The organism is Microbacterium sp. KHB019, from assembly GCF_037285405.1.
Taxonomy (GTDB): Bacteria; Actinomycetota; Actinomycetes; order Actinomycetales; family Microbacteriaceae; genus Microbacterium.
Map to the genome: position 1 here is coordinate 563,017 of NZ_JBBDHF010000001.1, position 17,041 is coordinate 580,057.

18 protein-coding genes are annotated in these 17,041 nt (G+C 67.8%); 4 read left to right on the forward strand and 14 right to left on the reverse strand.

Going from position 1 to position 17,041, the window contains the following annotated elements; translation table 11 throughout:
- Window positions 1-9: 9 nt before the first annotated feature.
- Complete coding sequence (locus tag KHB019_RS02785) at window positions 10-726, forward strand: ABC transporter ATP-binding protein (RefSeq protein ID WP_230103319.1); 717 nt, start codon at window positions 10-12, stop codon at window positions 724-726.
- Window positions 723-2,042, forward strand: coding sequence for an FtsX-like permease family protein (locus KHB019_RS02790; protein ID WP_230103320.1), 1,320 nt, complete (start codon window positions 723-725; stop codon window positions 2,040-2,042). Before KHB019_RS02785 ends, KHB019_RS02790 begins: the two co-directional genes overlap by 4 nt.
- A gap of 12 nt (window positions 2,043-2,054) precedes the next feature.
- Here the strand turns inward: KHB019_RS02790 and mutM are convergent, their stop codons facing one another.
- The 6 genes from mutM to KHB019_RS02820 all read right to left on the reverse strand — a co-directional run bounded on the left by mutM (window position 2,055) and on the right by KHB019_RS02820 (window position 7,141).
- Window positions 2,055-2,921: a bifunctional DNA-formamidopyrimidine glycosylase/DNA-(apurinic or apyrimidinic site) lyase gene (mutM, locus tag KHB019_RS02795; RefSeq protein WP_230103321.1), complete on the reverse strand. Its 867-nt coding sequence runs from the start codon at window positions 2,919-2,921 to the stop codon at window positions 2,055-2,057.
- A gap of 8 nt (window positions 2,922-2,929) precedes the next feature.
- Complete coding sequence (rnc, locus tag KHB019_RS02800) at window positions 2,930-3,622, reverse strand: ribonuclease III (RefSeq protein ID WP_230103322.1); 693 nt, start codon at window positions 3,620-3,622, stop codon at window positions 2,930-2,932.
- Window positions 3,623-3,638: 16 nt separating this feature from the next.
- The gene (rpmF, locus tag KHB019_RS02805) at window positions 3,639-3,848 is read right to left on the reverse strand and encodes a 50S ribosomal protein L32 (protein WP_196323994.1); all 210 of its coding nucleotides are present in this window, start codon (window positions 3,846-3,848) and stop codon (window positions 3,639-3,641) included.
- Window positions 3,849-3,850: 2 nt separating this feature from the next.
- A complete protein-coding gene (locus tag KHB019_RS02810) occupies window positions 3,851-4,348 on the reverse strand; it encodes a YceD family protein (protein ID WP_325471549.1) in 498 nt (165 codons plus the stop codon).
- 84 nt (window positions 4,349-4,432) lie between these two features.
- A complete protein-coding gene (coaD, locus tag KHB019_RS02815) occupies window positions 4,433-4,930 on the reverse strand; it encodes a pantetheine-phosphate adenylyltransferase (protein ID WP_325471474.1) in 498 nt (165 codons plus the stop codon).
- A gap of 27 nt (window positions 4,931-4,957) precedes the next feature.
- Entirely contained in the window at window positions 4,958-7,141 is a 2,184-nt protein-coding gene (locus KHB019_RS02820; protein ID WP_337458042.1) for an ATP-dependent DNA helicase RecG, read from the reverse strand.
- A gap of 39 nt (window positions 7,142-7,180) precedes the next feature.
- Between KHB019_RS02820 and rsmD the strand changes: the two genes are divergently transcribed.
- Window positions 7,181-7,759, forward strand: a complete 579-nt coding sequence (gene rsmD, locus KHB019_RS02825) for a 16S rRNA (guanine(966)-N(2))-methyltransferase RsmD (RefSeq protein WP_230103325.1) — start codon at window positions 7,181-7,183, stop codon at window positions 7,757-7,759.
- Here rsmD and thiL read toward each other — a convergent pair.
- Window positions 7,729-8,724, reverse strand: a complete 996-nt coding sequence (thiL, locus tag KHB019_RS02830) for a thiamine-phosphate kinase (protein ID WP_230103326.1) — start codon at window positions 8,722-8,724, stop codon at window positions 7,729-7,731. The two genes, rsmD and thiL, sit on opposite strands and share 31 nt — an antisense overlap.
- A 23-nt stretch (window positions 8,725-8,747) precedes the next feature.
- Between thiL and KHB019_RS02835 the strand changes: the two genes are divergently transcribed.
- On the forward strand, window positions 8,748-9,275 hold the full coding sequence (locus KHB019_RS02835; RefSeq protein ID WP_230103327.1) for a DUF3515 family protein: 528 nt from the start codon (window positions 8,748-8,750) through the stop codon (window positions 9,273-9,275).
- A gap of 7 nt (window positions 9,276-9,282) precedes the next feature.
- On the opposite strand, the gene KHB019_RS02840 is transcribed toward KHB019_RS02835, so the two are convergent.
- The 7 genes from KHB019_RS02840 to KHB019_RS02870 form a co-directional block, all read right to left on the reverse strand.
- Window positions 9,283-10,365: a D-alanine--D-alanine ligase family protein gene (locus tag KHB019_RS02840; RefSeq protein ID WP_230103328.1), complete on the reverse strand. Its 1,083-nt coding sequence runs from the start codon at window positions 10,363-10,365 to the stop codon at window positions 9,283-9,285.
- A complete protein-coding gene (locus KHB019_RS02845) occupies window positions 10,271-11,368 on the reverse strand; it encodes an NAD(P)H-dependent glycerol-3-phosphate dehydrogenase (RefSeq protein ID WP_414684025.1) in 1,098 nt (365 codons plus the stop codon). The genes KHB019_RS02840 and KHB019_RS02845 overlap by 95 nt, the downstream gene beginning before the upstream one ends.
- Window positions 11,369-11,408: 40 nt before the next feature.
- Window positions 11,409-12,164, reverse strand: a complete 756-nt coding sequence (locus KHB019_RS02850) for a lysophospholipid acyltransferase family protein (RefSeq protein ID WP_230103330.1) — start codon at window positions 12,162-12,164, stop codon at window positions 11,409-11,411.
- A 5-nt stretch (window positions 12,165-12,169) separates the two neighbouring features.
- A complete protein-coding gene (murA, locus tag KHB019_RS02855) occupies window positions 12,170-13,537 on the reverse strand; it encodes a UDP-N-acetylglucosamine 1-carboxyvinyltransferase (RefSeq protein ID WP_230103331.1) in 1,368 nt (455 codons plus the stop codon).
- 93 nt (window positions 13,538-13,630) lie between these two features.
- Window positions 13,631-14,227, reverse strand: coding sequence for a 3-isopropylmalate dehydratase small subunit (gene leuD / locus KHB019_RS02860; RefSeq protein WP_230103332.1), 597 nt, complete (start codon window positions 14,225-14,227; stop codon window positions 13,631-13,633).
- A 2-nt stretch (window positions 14,228-14,229) separates the two neighbouring features.
- Entirely contained in the window at window positions 14,230-15,705 is a 1,476-nt protein-coding gene (gene leuC / locus KHB019_RS02865; protein ID WP_230103333.1) for a 3-isopropylmalate dehydratase large subunit, read from the reverse strand.
- A 148-nt stretch (window positions 15,706-15,853) separates the two neighbouring features.
- The gene (locus KHB019_RS02870) at window positions 15,854-16,846 is read right to left on the reverse strand and encodes a TerC/Alx family metal homeostasis membrane protein (protein ID WP_230103334.1); all 993 of its coding nucleotides are present in this window, start codon (window positions 16,844-16,846) and stop codon (window positions 15,854-15,856) included.
- Between the last annotated feature and the right edge of the window lie 195 nt (window positions 16,847-17,041).

The following is a 17,041-nucleotide window of genomic DNA, read 5'->3' on the forward strand; positions in this document are numbered from 1 at the left end:
GCTGGAAGCATGAACTCTCCCGTCATCGAAGCGCAGTCCCTCGTCAAGGCCTTCGGGCCGACCACGGCCCTCGCCGGCGTAGACCTCACCGTCCGAGGCGGTGAGTCCGTCGCGATCATGGGGGCATCCGGATCGGGCAAGACCACGCTCCTGCATGTGCTCGCCGGCATCACCGCCCCCGGCACCGGACAGGTTCGGTTCACGCCGGCAGATGGCTCCCCGGTCGACGTGACCGCGATGAATGAACGCGATCGTTCGCGCCTGCGCAGGGAGTCCTTCGGGTTCGTCTTCCAGCAGGGGCTGCTCATTCCTGAGCTCACCGCGATCGAGAACGTCGCGCTTGCGCTGATGATCAACGGGACTCCGCGCCGCCGGGCCCTCGAGCACGCAGCGGGGTGGATGGCATCGCTCGGTCTCGCCGGATTCGAGGAGCGCCGCATCGGTGAGTTGTCGGGCGGGCAGGCTCAGCGCGTCGCGATCGCGCGATCGCAGGTCACCGGCGCAGAGCTCGTCTTCGCCGATGAGCCGACCGGAGCGCTCGATTCACAGACCTCCGCGGACGTCATGGATGCGCTGCTGTGGTCGACGACAGGGCAGGGCCGCACGCTGATCGTGGTGACGCACGACGCTGAGGTCGCTGCGCGCTGCTCTCGCACGGTGCACATGCGTGACGGCGGCATCGTCGCAGGTGAAGTGTCCGCCGCGGTGAACGAGGCGCGGTCGTGAACGCCCGCGTGCTCGCCCTGCTGCTGCGTCCTGCCCCCGGCCGCAGCGGTGTCGTCGCGCTGCCGGCGACTGCCTTCGCGCTGGTGACGTCGCTCGTGCTCGTCGTGGTGGGCGGGGCCCAGGCGTTCTGGACGTGGACCGATCCGGATGCCGGTCTCTACCAGGCGCTCGCCGCGATCGCGCTGGTCCTCCTGATCGTTCCGCTCGCCGGTCTCGGCGGCGCGGCGGCCAGGCTGTCAGCGCGCCGCAGGGATGAGCGCCTGTCGACGCTGCGTCTTCTGGGGGTCTCCCCCGCCGGCGTCGTGGGCGCGACGGTTCTCGAATCTACGCTGGTGGCGGCATCCGGCGCCGTGCTCGGAGCTGTCGCGTATCTCGCCGCGGCACCGCTGGTCGGCATGATCCCGTTCCGCGGATCGCCGCTCGGGCTGGATGCCGTGACGCTCCCTCCCCTGGCGATCACCGGGGTCGCAGCCGGCGTCACCGCGCTGGCGGGAGCGAGCGCGGCGATCGGTCTGCGCCTGGTCGTGATCTCACCGCTCGGAGTGCGAACGCGGACTGCGGTACCGCGTGTGCACTGGATCCGCTGGGTCATCGCGGTCGGAGTCGTCGTCCTCGCCTTCGCCACCATGCAGTTCTTCCCCGGTACCGCCGGCCTGATGATCACGATCGTCGTCGTGGCCGGCATGTTCGCCGCTGCGCTCGCCGTGCTGAACCTGATCGGGCCGTGGGCGCTGAAGGTGCACGCCAACCGCACGCTGCACCGAGCGGAGGTGCCCACGAAGCTGCTGGCAGCGCGGCTCGTCCTCGACTCGCCGAAAGCGGCGTGGCGTCAGGTGAGCGGTGTTGCGATGGCGAGCTTCATGGCCGTGTTCGCCGGTACTGGCGTCGCGATGGTCGACGCCATGAGCGCGCCGGGCGCCGGTGCCGAGGCGTACCTGGGCGCAGACATCCGCACCGGCCTGATCATCACCCTGATCGCGTCGTTCCTCATGGTCGCCGTCTCGGTCGGGGTGAACCAGGCCTCGAGCATCCTCGACCAGCGCGAACTGCACCGAAGCCTGCACTTCCTCGGCCTGCCTGTGGAGACGGTCGACCGCGCGCGAACCCGTGCCGTGATGGCACCGCTGCTGCTCACTGCGATCGGGTCCGCCCTGTGCGCCGGCGTGCTCGTCCTGCCGCTGATCGGAATCGCTCTGATCGTCCAACCCGTCTCGATCCTCACGATCGTCGCCGTGCTCGCCGCCGGCGTCGGGATCGTCTGGCTCAGCACCCGGCTCACCCGTCCGCTGCTGGGTCGAGCGTTCGTGGACGCCTGACCAGTCGCTCCGCTACCAGCGTCGTCTCTGGCACCGCGGACAGTAGTGCGAGCTGCGATTCATGAATGCGTCGCGGCGGATCTCGCCACCGCACCGAGGACACGGCTGACCGCCGCGACCATAGGCGTTGAGCGAATGGGCGAAGTACCCGGCCTGGCCGTTGACGTTCACGTACTGCGCATCGAAGCTCGTCCCGCCTTCAGCGAGGGCCTTCTCGAGAACGAAACGCGCTTCACCGAGCAGCCGGCGTACGGCCTGCGAAGACAGGGCACTGCCCTGGGTCTCCGGGTGGATGCGGGCCGCCCACAGAGCCTCGTCAGCGTAGATGTTGCCGACGCCGCTGATGACGGTCTGATCGAGGAGGATGCGCTTGATCGCACTCGAGCGCCGACGCACCGAGGCGATGAAGCCCGCATCGTCGAACGCAGGATCCAGGGGGTCGCGCGCGATGTGGCTGACCTGTGTCGGGACGAGATCCGCGCCGTCGGCGACGAGGATGTCGACGGCGAGAGAGCCGAACGTCCGCTGGTCGGCGAACACGACCGCGAGATCGCCGTGGCGCGGGTGCAGGATGCCGATGCGGATGCGCTCATGACGCTCGAGTGGAGCGTTCGGAGAACGCAGCAGGAGCTGGCCGCTCATGCCCAGATGTGCCGTGAGCGCAGCGGTGCCGCCCGCGAGCGGGAGCCAGAGGAACTTGCCGCGTCGCTCGGCGGCGATGATCGAAGCGCCTTCGAGACGTCCGACGAAGTCGGCCGCCCCTGCGGGGTGCCGCGTGAGCGCCCGCTCGTCGACGACGGAGACGCTGGTGATCCCGGCGCCGATGACAGCTGGGGCGAGGCCGGAGCGGACGACCTCGACTTCGGGAAGTTCAGGCACGGCGCTTTTCAGGCACGCTCGCTGAGCGCGCGCCAGACCGCCAGTGCGCCCGCCATCTCAGCGGTCTTCTTGCTGGTGCCGTCGCCGCGCATGCTGACGCCTGCCGCTGTGACCGTCGCGGTGAACCGTCGATCGTGGTCGGGACCGGATGCCGACACCGTGTACGCGGGCGGGGCTGCGCCCAATCGTGCGGCCAGCTCCTGCAGACTCGTCTTGGGATCCATGGCGGCACCGTAGCGCTCGGGGTCGGCGAGCAGAGGCGCGGTCAGCCGAAGCACGAGTTCGGTTGCGGCCTCCGGGCCCGCCGACAGATACGTGGCGCCGAAGACCGCCTCCATCGTGTCGGCGAGGATCGAATCCTTGTCGCGCCCACCCGTCTGCTCCTCGCCGCGTCCGAGCAGGAGGTGGTCCCCTAGGCCGATGCTGCGGGCGACCTCAGCGAGAGCGACCGTCGATACGACACTGGCACGTCGCTTGGCGAGCTGGCCCTCGTCGAGGTCAGGGTGCGTCGTGAACAGCATCACCGTCACGGCTTGACCCAGCACGGAGTCGCCGAGGAACTCGAGTCGCTCGTTGTGCGGGATGCCGCCGTGCTCATAGGCGTACGAGCGGTGGGTCAGCGCCAACGCAAGCAGCTCAGGGTCGATATCGACCCTGAGCTCAGCTGCGAGAGGCGCCGTCCCCCTGGGGACGTCTGTCACGATCGTGAGACCGTGATCAGATGTCGGCGACCTTGCGGCCCTTGTACTCGAGGAACAGCTCGGTGCCCTGCGAGTCGGTGACGACCTTCGCCTGGTGCGGGCGGCTGTAGACGACCTTGCCGTTCTCGACGGTCTTGACGAGCGGGGTGGGCTCGGCCTTCCACTGCGCGCGACGCGAGCGGGTGTTCGAACGGGAAACCTTGCGCTTCGGGGGGTTACCGGCCATGGCTAACTCTCTTCTGTGTTCTCGGGATCGCGGCCATCTGCCGCGCTCCCCTGGTCTGCGATCTGTCGGAGCGCACTCCATCGAGGATCGATGGGGGCGTCTTCCTCTGCCCTGGTGTCATCTGTCCGCCGCTCACCCGTATTCGGGTCGAGCCCGGGGCAATCCGGCTGACACACCGGCTGAAATGGAAGCGCCAGTACTGCCGCCTCCCTGACCAGAGTTTCAAGATCCACGTGGTCGTCTTGAACCTCGAAGTCAGTTTCTTCCTGTCCAGGATACGCGAAAAGCTCCTGGAACTCGACTTCGACAGGCTCAGAGATGTCCGTGAGGCATCTGCCACACACACCGGTGTACTCGGCATCCGCTGTTCCGGAGACGAGAATGCCCTCGTGCACGGACTCCAGACGGACCTCGAGATCGATCTCGGCGCCGGCGGGGTACGAGACGATCCCCTCACCCCACTGCTCGGCGATGGCGACGGAGAACTGGTGCTCGCGCATCTCGCCGGGGTGATGGACGATGTCGCGTACGGGCACCACGAAGGGTCCGTTGAGTCGAGTCTTCACACGACAATGCTACGCGTGTCAGAGGTTGCGGGCGCCCGTGTCGAGGAAAGCGGCGACCGCAGGCGGGACGAACGGAGCGATGTCGCCGCCGAGCCCGGCGACCTGCCGGACCAGCGAACTCGACACCATCGCATGCGAGGGATCCGGCAGCAGGAACACGGTCTCGATATCGGCGAGATGGCGGTTGACGATCGCCATCGGCGACTCGTAGGCGACGTCGATCTGCGAGCGGATGCCCTTGACCAGTACGCCGGCGTTCACATCGCGGGCGTAGTCGACCAGGAGTCCCATGCTCCATGACCCGACGACGACGTTGCCGTCGATGCCGTCCTCCTGGATGGACTGCTCGAGCAGCGACAGGCGCTGCGCGATCGGCAGCATCGCCTCCTTGCCGGGGTTGTGCACGACCAGCACGTGCAGCTCGTCGTACAGCTTCGCAGCGCGACGGATCACGTCGAGGTGACCGAGAGTGGGCGGGTCGAAAGAACCAGGGACGACGGCGATCCGGCTGCTCATGCCTTTCACCCTATTGCACGCATTCATCTAGTTCTTCGCGAGGGCTGCGCGGTCTTTCTCCGTCACCCGGCGCGCGATGACCTCTCGCAGGCCGGAGTGGTCGGCCAGCGTCGGATCGGCTTCCAGGATCCCCTCGGCGAGCTCACGGGCGCGGGCGATGAGCTTCGAATCCTTGACGACGCGCAGAAGGCGGAGCGAGGACCGAACGCCGGACTGCGTCGACCCGAGCACGTCGCCCTCCCCGCGCAGTTCGAGGTCGACCTCGGCCAGAGCGAAGCCGTCGAGGGTGGCCGCGACGGCTTCGACCCGTTCGCGCGCAAGGGTCCCTTCCTCCGCCTCGGTCACCAGCAGGCACAGTCCGGGGACGGAGCCTCGACCGACGCGGCCGCGCAGCTGGTGCAGTTGTGAGACGCCGAAGCGATCGGCATCCAGCACGATCATGGTGGACGCATTCGGCACGTCGACGCCGACCTCGATCACCGTCGTGGCGATGAGAACGTCGATCTCACCGCGTGCGAAGGCCTGCATCACGGCATCCTTCTCGTCCGAAGGCATCTTGCCGTGCAGAACGGCGCGGCGCAGCCCGCCGACAGTCGGGTGCGTCGCCAGCGCCTCGTCGAGTTGCACGACGCCCCAGCGCGGACCCGTCGCCCCCTCTTCCGTCGGCAGCAGGGCTGCTTGGTCCTCCTCGGCGGCGCCGCTCGTCTTCGTGGTGTCGATGGCGGCGCAGACGGCGAACACCTGACGGCCCTGCGCGACCTCTTCCGCCGCACGGTCCCACACGCGCTGGAACCAACCAGGATGCTCGGCGAGCGGTGCGACGAACGACTGGATGCCGGCGCGCCCTGCCGGCATCGTGCGGATCACCGAGGTGTCGAGGTCGCCGAATACCGTCATCGCCACGGTTCGAGGGATCGGCGTCGCCGTTAGCACGAGTGCGTGCGGGCTCGATCCCTTGGCACGCAGCGCCTCGCGCTGCTCGACGCCGAACCGATGCTGCTCGTCGACCACGACCAGTCCGAGTTCGGCGAACGTCGTCTTCTCCCCCAGCAGGGCGTGCGTGCCCACGACAATGAGGGCCTGGCCCGCCGCGACCCGCAGTGCGGCCTTCCGACGCTCGGGAGCAGACATCTGCCCGGTGAGCAGAGTCGGCATCAGTTCGGGCGCGAGCTGGGGTCCGAGCATCCTGGTGATCGATCGCAGGTGCTGCCCTGCAAGAACCTCGGTGGGTGCGATCAGCGCCGATTGTCCGCCTGACTCGGCGACCTGCAGCATCGCCCTGAGTGCCACGAGGGTCTTGCCGGAGCCGACCTCACCCTGCACGAGTCTGTTCATCGGCCACTCGCCGGTGAGGTCGGCCGCGACCCGGGCGCCGACGGACTGCTGATCGGGCGTGCGCGTGTACGGCAGCGTCGCATCGAACCGTTCGAGGAGTCCGCCGGGCTTCGCCGCCCGTGGGGTCGCCGTCAGCGCGCGCACGGCTGCGCGCTGCTGCAGCAGCGCCGTCTGGAGCACGAGCGCCTCGTGCATCCGCATCGTACGAACGGCGGGCGCGACGTCGCTCTTCGTCTCGGGCCGATGCACCTGAATGAGTGCGGTGCGCGCGTCGAGAAGACCCTCTGCGGCCCGCATCGAATCGGTGAGCGGATCCGGTACGTCGCCGAGCGCCGGCAGCACCTTCTCGACGAGCTCGCGGAACTGCCCGCTCTCCACCGCCGACGTCGCCGGATAGATCGGGATCGGCCGGTGCGCGCGCTCCTCGACTTGCGTTCTGCGGTCCTCGTCGTCGTCGAACAGCTCGTACTGAGGATGGGAGAACTGCGTGACCTCGTTGAACAGGCCGACTTTGCCGGAGAACACCCCGCGCCGCCCCGGGCGGAGCTGATCCCTGCGCCACTCAGCCTGTTTGATGCCCTTGGCGAAGAAGGTCAGCGACACCCGACCGTGGCCGTCGCCGATGATCACATCGGTCATCGCGCCGTTGCGGTTGCGCATCGGACGCGCAGACGATGAGAGCACTTCGGCGACGATCGTGACCGTCTCGCCGACGGGAAGATCGAGGATCGGCGTGAGCTCGGCGGGGTCGGCATAGCGACGGGGATAATGCGCGAGCATGTCGCCGACGGTGCGCATCTCGAATGCCCTCTCGAGTTTCTTCGCAGCCGTGCCGCCGACGGCCTCCGCCAGCGGCGTGTCGAACGAGAAGACCATGTCAGAAGTCTAGAGAACGCCACGGACTACGCTGATGAGGTGACGAGGATCATCGCCGGCGACGCGAGAGGACTGCGCCTGGAAGTGCCTGGCAGCGGGACCCGGCCCACCAGTGACCGCGTGCGCGAGTCGCTGTTCGGTGCGCTGGAATCCGCGGACGCCGTCTCCGGAGCCCGGGTGCTCGACCTCTACGCCGGCTCAGGAGCCCTCGGTCTCGAGGCGCTCAGCCGCGGCGCCGCGAGTGCGGATCTGGTCGAGCGGTCCCGCCCCGCGGCTGCGGTGGTGAGGCGCAATGCGGCAGCGGTCGCCAAGGCGCTGTCCGGCGCTGCGGCCCGTGTGCACGAGAGCGCCGTCCTGCCGTTCCTGAAGCGCGCCGGCGGACAGTGGGACCTCGTCTTCACCGACCCCCCGTACGACCTCGACGATGTCGCGATGACCGCTGACCTCGTGGCCCTCGGTCCGCTGCTGTCCGAGGATGCCGTGGTCGTCATCGAGCGCGCACGGCGTTCGACGCCACCCGATGTGTCCGCAGCCGGCCTGGAGGTCTTCCGCGAGAAGGCCTACGGCGACACGGCCGTGTGGTGGGCTCAGCCCGTCGCGGCATCCCAGTCGCGGTAAGGGTCCCATCCCGCAGCATCCACCGGCTGCCCGTCGCACAGCACGCCGTCCTCGGCACGCTCGCGCACGTCGCCGATGACGCGGAAGCCGGGAGGCAGCACGTCGGGCGGGAACGTCGCGAGCAGCGCATGGTCCTCGCCCCCTGTCAGCGCGCGCTGCGGATCGCTGCCCAGCGTCACGCGCGAGAGATCGATCGTGACGGCGGATGCCGATGCCATCCGGCCCGCATCGAGCGCCAGCCCGTCGGAGATGTCCATCATCGCGGTCGCGCCGGCCATCGCGGCGACGCCGCCGAGACCGATGGGCGGTGCGGGGCGCAGCTGCGCATCGACGGCTGCGCGCTCTCCATCCGCGAGTCGGGCCGCATCCACCGGGATCGGCGTGTCACCATCGCGGAATCGGCCGAACAGCACCGCGAGGCCGCGGGCTGCGAGCCCGAGCTCGCCAGCCACCGCGACGACGTCTCCGGGGCGTGCTCCTGCGCGCGTGACCGCACTCCTGCCCTCCAGATCGCCGAGCGCGGTCACGGCGATCGTCAGCACATCCGAGACGGTCAGGTCGCCGCCGATCACGGAGCATCCGGGGGCCAGCGCCTCGCACGCGGCGCGGAAGCCGTCCGCGAGCTGCTCGACGAACGACAGGCGCATGTCACGCGGAACGGCGAGGGCGACCAGCAGGCCGGTCGGCCGAGCGCCCATCGCCGCGATGTCCGCGAGGTTCACGGCAGCGGACTTCCACCCCAGGTCGTACCCGCTCGACCAGGCGAGACGGAAGTCGGGACCGTGCACGAGGGTGTCGGTGGTCGCCACCACGGAGCCGGACGGTGTCGCGAGCACTGCGGCGTCATCACCAGGGCCGAGGATCGCGTGAGAGGCGGGCGCTGTACGGGCGAGGATGGCACGCAGGACGGTGCCTTCCGAGACGTCGCCGAGGCGCGGATCGTCGTCGGCTGAGCGGGAGGGCATGCAGTCAAAGGTAGCCTGGAATCATGTCCCGTCGTCTTGCCGTCGCCGCCGTCCTGCTACTGGGAGCGACGCTTCTCGGCGGCTGCTCGAGCACGGTGCACCTGGAGCCTGCGGCCGACGCGAACAACCCGAAGTGCGCGGATGTCACGGTCGGGCTGAAGAACGCGAACAGCATCGCAGACCTCGATCGCCGCTGGACCGACGCCCAGGCGACAGCTGCGTGGGGCGCGCCGTCCGGCGACTCGGCGATCATCCTGCGATGCGGGGTCACTGTGCCGGGACCCACCGCCGATCTGCAGTGCGTGACCCTCGAAGGGGTCGATTGGCTCGTGGATGCGTCGGAGACGCCGTACCTGCGTCTGACGACATACGGGCGCGACCCCGCCGTGCAGATGTTCATCGACACCGGCGCCGTGAGCTCCAACGATGTCATCAGCAGTCGGGCGCTCGTCGGGGCGATCACCTCGATCCGCGCCGATGGCAAGTGCACGAAGCCGGACGAGCTCGATCAGGACGTGCAGGACCTGCTCGACAGCACGCCATCGAGCTAGGACCGGCTCAGCGCCGCAGCCCCGCCTCGATCAGCTCGCTGATCAGGTCGCCGTAGCCGAGTCCTGACGCGACCCAGCACTTCGGGAACATCGAGATCGGCGTGAACCCCGGCATCGTGTTCAGCTCGTTGACGATCAACTCGCCCTCGTCGGTCAAGAACATGTCCACGCGGGCGAGCCCGCGGCCGTCGACAGCCGCGAACGATCGAACGCCGACTTCCTGGATCGCGGCGATCTGGGCATCGCTGAGTTCGGCAGGGCACACGACGTCGACCCCGTCTCCGCCGAGATACTTGCCCTCGAAGTCGTAGAACCCGCGCGAGGTGAGCACGATCTCCCCCGGCAGCGAGGCCCTGACACCGTCGGCTGTCTCGAGGATGGCCACCTCGATCTCACGCCCGGTCACCCCGGTCTCGACGAGTACCTTCTCGTCTTCGGCGAAGGCGATCTCGAGCGCCGCGTCGAGTTCGGCGAGATCGGAGACCTTCGAGACGCCGACGCTGGAACCGGCGCGGGCGGGCTTGACGAACAGGGGCAGGCCGAGCTTCTCGATCCGCGTGCGCGACTGCGCAGCATCTTTCGCCCAGTCCGCACGGCGAACCGTCTCCCACGGAGCGACTGCGATCCCGGCGGACGCGAGCACGACCTTCATGAAGTGCTTGTCCATGCACAGCGCGGAGTCCAGCACGCCACCACCGGCGTACGGCACCTCCAGGGTGTCGAAGAAGCCCTGGATCGTGCCGTCCTCTCCGTGCGTTCCATGCAGGATCGGCAGCACGACGTCGATCGCACCATGATCGCGGATCGTCCCATCCGCGTCGACGACGCGCAGGGTCCGTGTTCCGCCCGGCTCCGGCCAGAGCACCCGTGATCCGTTGTCGACGACCTCGGGCAGGTGCGCGGCATCCAGCGCGAACTTCTTCGGGTCGTCAGACTCCAGGACGAACGCCCCGTCGCGCGTGATCCCGACCGGGATCACGTCGTAGCGCTCTCGATCAATCGCGTCCAGTACTCCGCCCGCCGTCGCGGAACTGATGGAATGCTCGCTGGAACGCCCGCCGAAGAGCACCACCACCGTCTGCTTGTCCATGATTGCTTCTCTCCTCCTGGGGAGTGTCGTCGTCCGTGGTGAGGTGGGGTGCGATGTCGCGGGGATTCATCCTGCCGTCGAGCACCATCTTCACCTGTTCCACGATGGGCATGTGCACGTCTGATTCGCGCGCCAGCTGCAGGATCGGCGCAACGGATGCCAGGCCCTCAGCGGTCTGGTTCATCTGCTTGACGACGTCCTGATAGCCGTATCCCTGTCCGAGGAGCCGCCCGGCGGTGTTGTTCCGGCTGAGCGGTGACTGGCAGGTCGCGATGAGGTCGCCGAGGCCGGCGAGACCCTGCAGCGTCTCGGGCTTGGCGCCGTTGGCGACGGCGAAGTCGGTCATCTCGACCAGGCCGCGCGTGATGATCGAGGCCTTGGTGTTCTCGCCGTATCCGACGCCGTCGACGATGCCGATGGCGACCGCGATGAGGTTCTTCAGGACGCCGCCGAACTCCGTGCCGATCACGTCGGTGTTCACGAAGGTGCGGAAGTACGAGTTGCGCGCGGCGCGTGCGATCGTCTCGGCCGTCTCTTGGCTGAGGGACGCGATCACGGCAGCCGTGGGCTGCTCTCGGGCGATCTCGAGGGCGAGGTTCGGACCGGATGCCACGGCGATCCGTGCAGGGTCGCAGGCGAGCTCCTGCTCGATGACCTGGCTCATGCGCAGCCCGCTGGCGCGTTCGACGCCCTTCATGAGGCTGACGACGGGGATCTCGGAGTTCTCGAGCAGCGGACGCACGGCCTTGAGGTTCTCGCGCAGCGACTGGCTCGGCACTGACAGGTAGACCTGATCCGCTCCGTCGATCGCCGTGGACAGGTCGTGCGTGGCGGTCATCGTCCGCGGCAGGTTGATGCCGGGGAGGTACTTCGAGTTGCGCTTGCCCTCGGCGATCTCGAGCGCCTGCTCTGGGCGGCGCGCCCACATGGTGACCTCTGCCCCGCCATCGGCGAGGATCTTGCCGAAGGTGGTGCCCCAGCTCCCGGCGCCGATGACCGTCACGCGGGGACCGTGGACGCTGGCGTTCTTACGAGTCGGCTTCCTAGACGTCAAGGCGACCGGTCTCCTTCTGCCCGTGGTCCGCAGGATTCCAGCGCTTGGCGGGTGCCTTCTCGTGTCTTACCTGTTCGAGCAGGGCGGTGATCGCGTTCATGAGACGGTCGGTGGCCTCGTTGATCGCCGCCGGCTCGTTCTGCCGATCCTTCAGATCGCTGAGGTCGACCGGGTCGCCGAAGATGATGTCCACGGGCTTGCGCGGCGGCCACAGCTTGAGGCCCTTCTGATAGCGCCCCATGATGTTCTGCGTGCCCCACTGCGCCATCGGGATCAGCGGGATGCCGCCGGCCATCGCGAGACGGACGGCGCCGGACTTGCCGCGCATGGGCCACAGCTCAGGGTCGCGGGTGAGCGTCCCCTCGGGGTAGACGATGACGCCGCGCCCGTTCTCGACGATCTCGCGCGACTGTGCGATCGTCTGAGCGGATGCCGTGCGCGATGACGACCGCGCGACGGGAACCATGCCCGTCCCGCGCAGAGCCGCGCCGACCACGGGGACACGGAACAGGCTCTCCTTCGCCATGAAGCGCGGGGCGCGGCCCAGCTTCCACACGGCGGCGGCGACGATCAGCGGATCGAACTCCGAGTAGTGGTTGGGTGCGAGAACGAACGAGCCGCTCATCGGCAGCTTCTCACGATCGGTGAAGCGCATCTTCGACAGATAGGAGACGAAGGGCACCACGATGACGGCGAGAAGCCAGAACAGGCTCGGCCGAGACTTCTCCGGCGACGCGGGGGCCATGCGGGTCAGCCGATGACGTCGAAGTCGGCGCCGAGGGCGTCGAGCTTGGCCAGGAACTTCTCGTAGCCGCGGCTGAGGATGTCGACACCGGACACCTTCGACTCGCCGGTCGCCGTGAGCGCCGCGATGACGTGGCTGTACCCACCGCGCAGGTCCGGCACGACGATGTCGGCGCCGTGCAGCGGCGTCGGGCCTGTGATGACCGCTGCCTGCTCGAGCTCGCGACGCGGCACGCGACGGGGCCCGTCCTGCAGCCCGTGCGGGTGGACGACGATGTCGGCGCCCATCTTCACGAGAGCCTGGGTGAAGCCCATCCGGTTCTCGTACACCGTTTCGTGGACGACGGAGCGGCCCTTCGCCTGGGTCAGAGCGACCACGAGCGGCTGCTGCCAGTCGGTCATGAACCCGGGGTGCACGTCGGTCTCGACGACGACGGGGCGCACGTCGCCGTCACGACGGAACAGGATGCCGTCCTCGCGGATATCGAACCATCCGCCTGCCTTGCGGAAAACGTTGAGGAACGTCAGCATCTCCTGCTGCTTCGCCCCGCCGACGAAGATCTCGCCGTCTGTGGCGAGGGCTGCGGAGGCCCACGACGCGGCCTCGTTGCGGTCGAAGATCGACCGGTGGTCGTAGCCGCGGAGCTTCTCGACACCCTCGATGAGGATGACGCGGTTCGGCTCGTACGAGATGATCGCGCCCATCTTCTGGAGCACGGCGATCAGGTCCATGATCTCGGGCTCGATGGCCGCGTTGCGCAGCTCGGTCGTGCCCTCGGCGCGGACGGCGGTCAGGAGCACCTGCTCCGTGGCTCCGACGCTCGGGTACGGCAGGTGGATGTTCGCACCGTGCAGGCGGCCGTCTCTCGTGGAGAGGCGGATGCCGCTGGGCAGCTTCTCGACGACGGCTCCGAACTTGCGGAGGGCGTCGAGGTGGAAGTCGATCGGGCGGTCGCCGATGCGGCAGCCGCCGAGATCGGGGATGAAGGCCTGGCCGAGACGGTGGAGCAGCGGTCCGCAGAACAGGATCGGAATGCGGGATGCACCGGCGTGCGCGTCGATCTCCTCCATGTGGGCGGACTCGACGTCGCTCGGGTCGAGGTGCAGAGTGCCCGGCTCGTCCCCCTCGGTGACGCGCACACCGTGCACCTCGAGGAGTGAGCGGACCACGGCGACGTCGCTGAGATCGGGGACGTCGCGGAGGATGCTGGGTTCTTCGCCGAGGAGCGCGGCGACCATCGCCTTGGTAGCGAGGTTCTTCGCGCCCTTCACGTCAACTCGTCCACGCAGCGGTCGTCCGCCGCGGATCGCCAGCACATCTCCGGTCAAAGCAGACACCCCATCCTGGAGGTCAGCGCGCACAGTAGCGGTCATTCGATGAGCCTCACTTCGTCTTCACGGTCGCGGCGGCAGCCGCCGGGGCGAGGATGCCCCAGGCTCACGATGCTCGGTGTCGGCGGACTGGTGTCAGCGAACAGGGAGCGTACGTGGCCGCCACGACTCGCGGCGGGCCTCGAACTGAGCGATCTTGTCTTCGTTGCGCAGCGTGAGCCCGATGTCATCGAGCCCTTCGAGGAGCCGCCATCTAGTGTAATCGTCGACGTCGATGGGGGCCTGGAAATCCGCGATCGCGGCGGTGCGCGCCTCGAGATCGACGGTGATGGACGTGCCCGGATTCGCATCGATGGCGGCCCAGATGCGCTCGAGGTCGTCTTCGGAGATGGTGGCCGCCAGCAGCCCCTGCTTGCCGGAGTTTCCGCGGAAGATATCGGCGAAACGAGGGCTCAGCACGACCTTGAAGCCGAAGTCGCGCAGCGCCCACACGGCGTGCTCACGGCTGGATCCCGTGCCGAAGTCGGAGCCGGCGACGAGTACGGACGCCCCCTGGAACGGCTCCTGGTTGAGCACGAAGTCCGGGTCCTGGCGCCAGGCGTGGAACAGCGCGTCGTCGAAGCCGGTCTTGGTGACCCGCTTGAGGAACACGGCGGGGATGATCTGGTCGGTGTCGACGTTCGAGCGCTTCAGGGGCGCGGCGACACCGGTGTGCGTCGTGAACTTCTCCATGCTCAGGCTCCCACCAGCTCGCGTGCGGTCTCGAGGTCGCTCGGGCTCGACAGCGTCCCCCGCACAGCGGTGGCTGCGGCCACCAGCGGCGACACGAGATGCGTTCGGCCGCCCTTGCCCTGTCGTCCCTCGAAGTTGCGGTTCGATGTGGAGGCGCAACGCTCGCCAGGGGCCAGCTGATCCGGATTCATCCCCAGGCACATCGAGCATCCGGCGAAGCGCCACTCGGCTCCGAAGTCCTTGACGATCTGGTCGATGCCCTCGGCCTCGGCCTCCAGCCGAACCCGCGCGGAGCCGGGCACGACCATGACGCGCACGCCCTCTGCCTTCGTGCGTCCCTTGATGATGGAGGCGAACGCCCTGAGGTCCTCGATGCGGCTGTTCGTGCACGAGCCCATGAAGACGGCATCCACCGGCACCTCCTTCAGAGGGGTGCCCGGTACGAGATCCATGTACTCCAGCGCACGCTCTGCAGCTGCCCGCTCGTTCGCGTCGGCGATCTCGGCGGGGTTCGGAACCGTCGAGGACAGCGAGCTGCCCTGTCCGGGGTTGGTACCCCACGTGACGAACGGCTCGAGCTCGTCCGCGTCGATGTCGACCTCGGCATCGAAGGTCGCGCCGTCGTCCGTCGGGAGCGTGCGCCAGTAGGCGACCGCGTCCTCCCAATCCTGGCCCTGCGGCGCGTGCGGCTTGTCCTGCACGTAGGCGAACGTCGTCTCGTCGGGGGCGACCATGCCAGCGCGCGCGCCGGCCTCGATCGACATGTTGCAGATCGTCATGCGCCCTTCCATCGACAGCGCGCGAATGGCGCTGCCGCGGAACTCCAGCACGTATCCCTGACCGCCACCGGTACCGATCTTCGCGATGACGGCGAGGATGATGTCCTTCGCCGAGACGCCGGGCTTCAGCTCGCCCTCGACGTTGATCGCCATGGTCTTGAACGGCTTCAGCGGCAGCGTCTGCGTCGCCATGACGTGCTCGACCTCGCTGGTGCCGATACCGAAGGCCATGGCGCCGAACGCACCGTGCGTCGAGGTGTGCGAATCGCCGCACACCACCGTGATGCCGGGCATCGTGAGCCCCAGCTGGGGGCCGACGACATGGACGATGCCCTGCTCGGCGTCGCCGAGCGAGTGCAGCCTGACACCGAACTCCTCGGCGTTGCGACGCAGCGTCTCGATCTGCGTGCGGCTGGTGAGATCCGCGATGGGCTTGTCGATCTCGAGGGTCGGCGTGTTGTGGTCCTCGGTCGCGATCGTCAGGTCGAGGCGTCGGAGCGGACGCCCCTCTGAGCGGAGCCCGTCGAACGCCTGCGGGCTGGTGACCTCGTGGACGAGGTGCAGATCGATGTAGATCAGGTCGGGCTCGCCGTTCTCGCCCTTTACGACGAGGTGGTCGTCCCAGACCTTTTCCGCCAGCGTGCGCTTGGCGGCCTTCTCGGCGAGGGTCCGCGGACGATTCGATGAAGCTTCGGTCATGTCGGTATCTCCAGTATTCGGCGGTTCGGCCACGCTGGACGCCGCGACGAGGAAGGCCTAGATCGAGGTCTCGTCGCGGCCGCTAAGGAGAAGAACCACCCGCCGCATGTCGGTCAGTTTACATGCTGAAGGCGGGTGGTCGGCACGGTCACTCGGTCAGTGCGGCCGCGCGCTTCTCGCGTGACGAAGCGATGAGGCTGGCGACGGTGGCTACCGCCATCGACGCGAAGATGACACCCAGCGAGACCCAGTTGTTGATGTCCGGAGCCCACTCGATCGGCTGGCCCCCGTTGATGAACGGCAACTCGTTCTCGTGCATCGCGTGCAGCACGAGCTTCACGCCGATGAAGCCCAGGATGAACGCGACTCCGTAGTGCAGGTACTTCAGCTTCTCGAGCAGACCGCCGAGCAGGAAGTAGAGCTGGCGCAGACCCATGAGCGCGAACAGGTTCGCGGTGAAGACGATGAACGGATCCTGTGTCACACCGAAGATCGCCGGGATCGAGTCGACCGCGAACATCAGGTCGGTGACGCCGAGAGACACGAACACGATGAGCATCGGCGTCCACATCTTCTTGCCGTTCACGACGGTGCGGATCTTCGGGCCGTCGTACTCGTCGCTGATGTCGATGCCGCGACGCAGCAGACGGATGATGAATCCCTCTGTCTTCTCGTCGTCCTCATGCTTCTCAGGCATCGCCTGTCGAATGGCGGTGTAAACGAGGAAGGCGCCGAACACGTAGAAGATCGGGCTGAGGTGCTCGACGGCGGCGCCCACGATCACGATGAAGATCGCGCGCAGCACCAGGGCGATGATGATGCCAACCATCAGTGCTTCCTGCTGGTAGCGCCGCGGCACCGAGAACTGGGTCATGATCAGCACGAACACGAACAGGTTGTCGATCGAGAGGCTGTACTCCATCGCCCAGCCGGTGAGGAAGTCGAGCGAGGTCTTCGAGTCGCCGATGAAGAACAGCACGGCCGCGAAGATCAGCGCCAGCGTCACGTAGAACGCGACCCAGAGCGCGGACTCCTTGGTCGACGGAATGTGTGGACGCTTCAGGATGAGGAGCAGGTCAGCGAGGAGGATGACGCTCAGGACCACGAGGGCTGTGATCTCGAACCACACGGGGATGTTCAAGGGCGTACTGCACCTTTCGAGAGGGTCGGCAATGGTTCGAAAGTCTCTCCCCCGCACGATACGCGGCCCGCGCCCGGAGCAACACCGTCGATGCTCGTGATGACGAACGCAGAGAATCGGGATACTCCCTCTCGCTCAGTAGATGCTAGCCGAGGAATCGCGGCGGGCTCACGTGCAGCCGACTCCTGGAGAGTT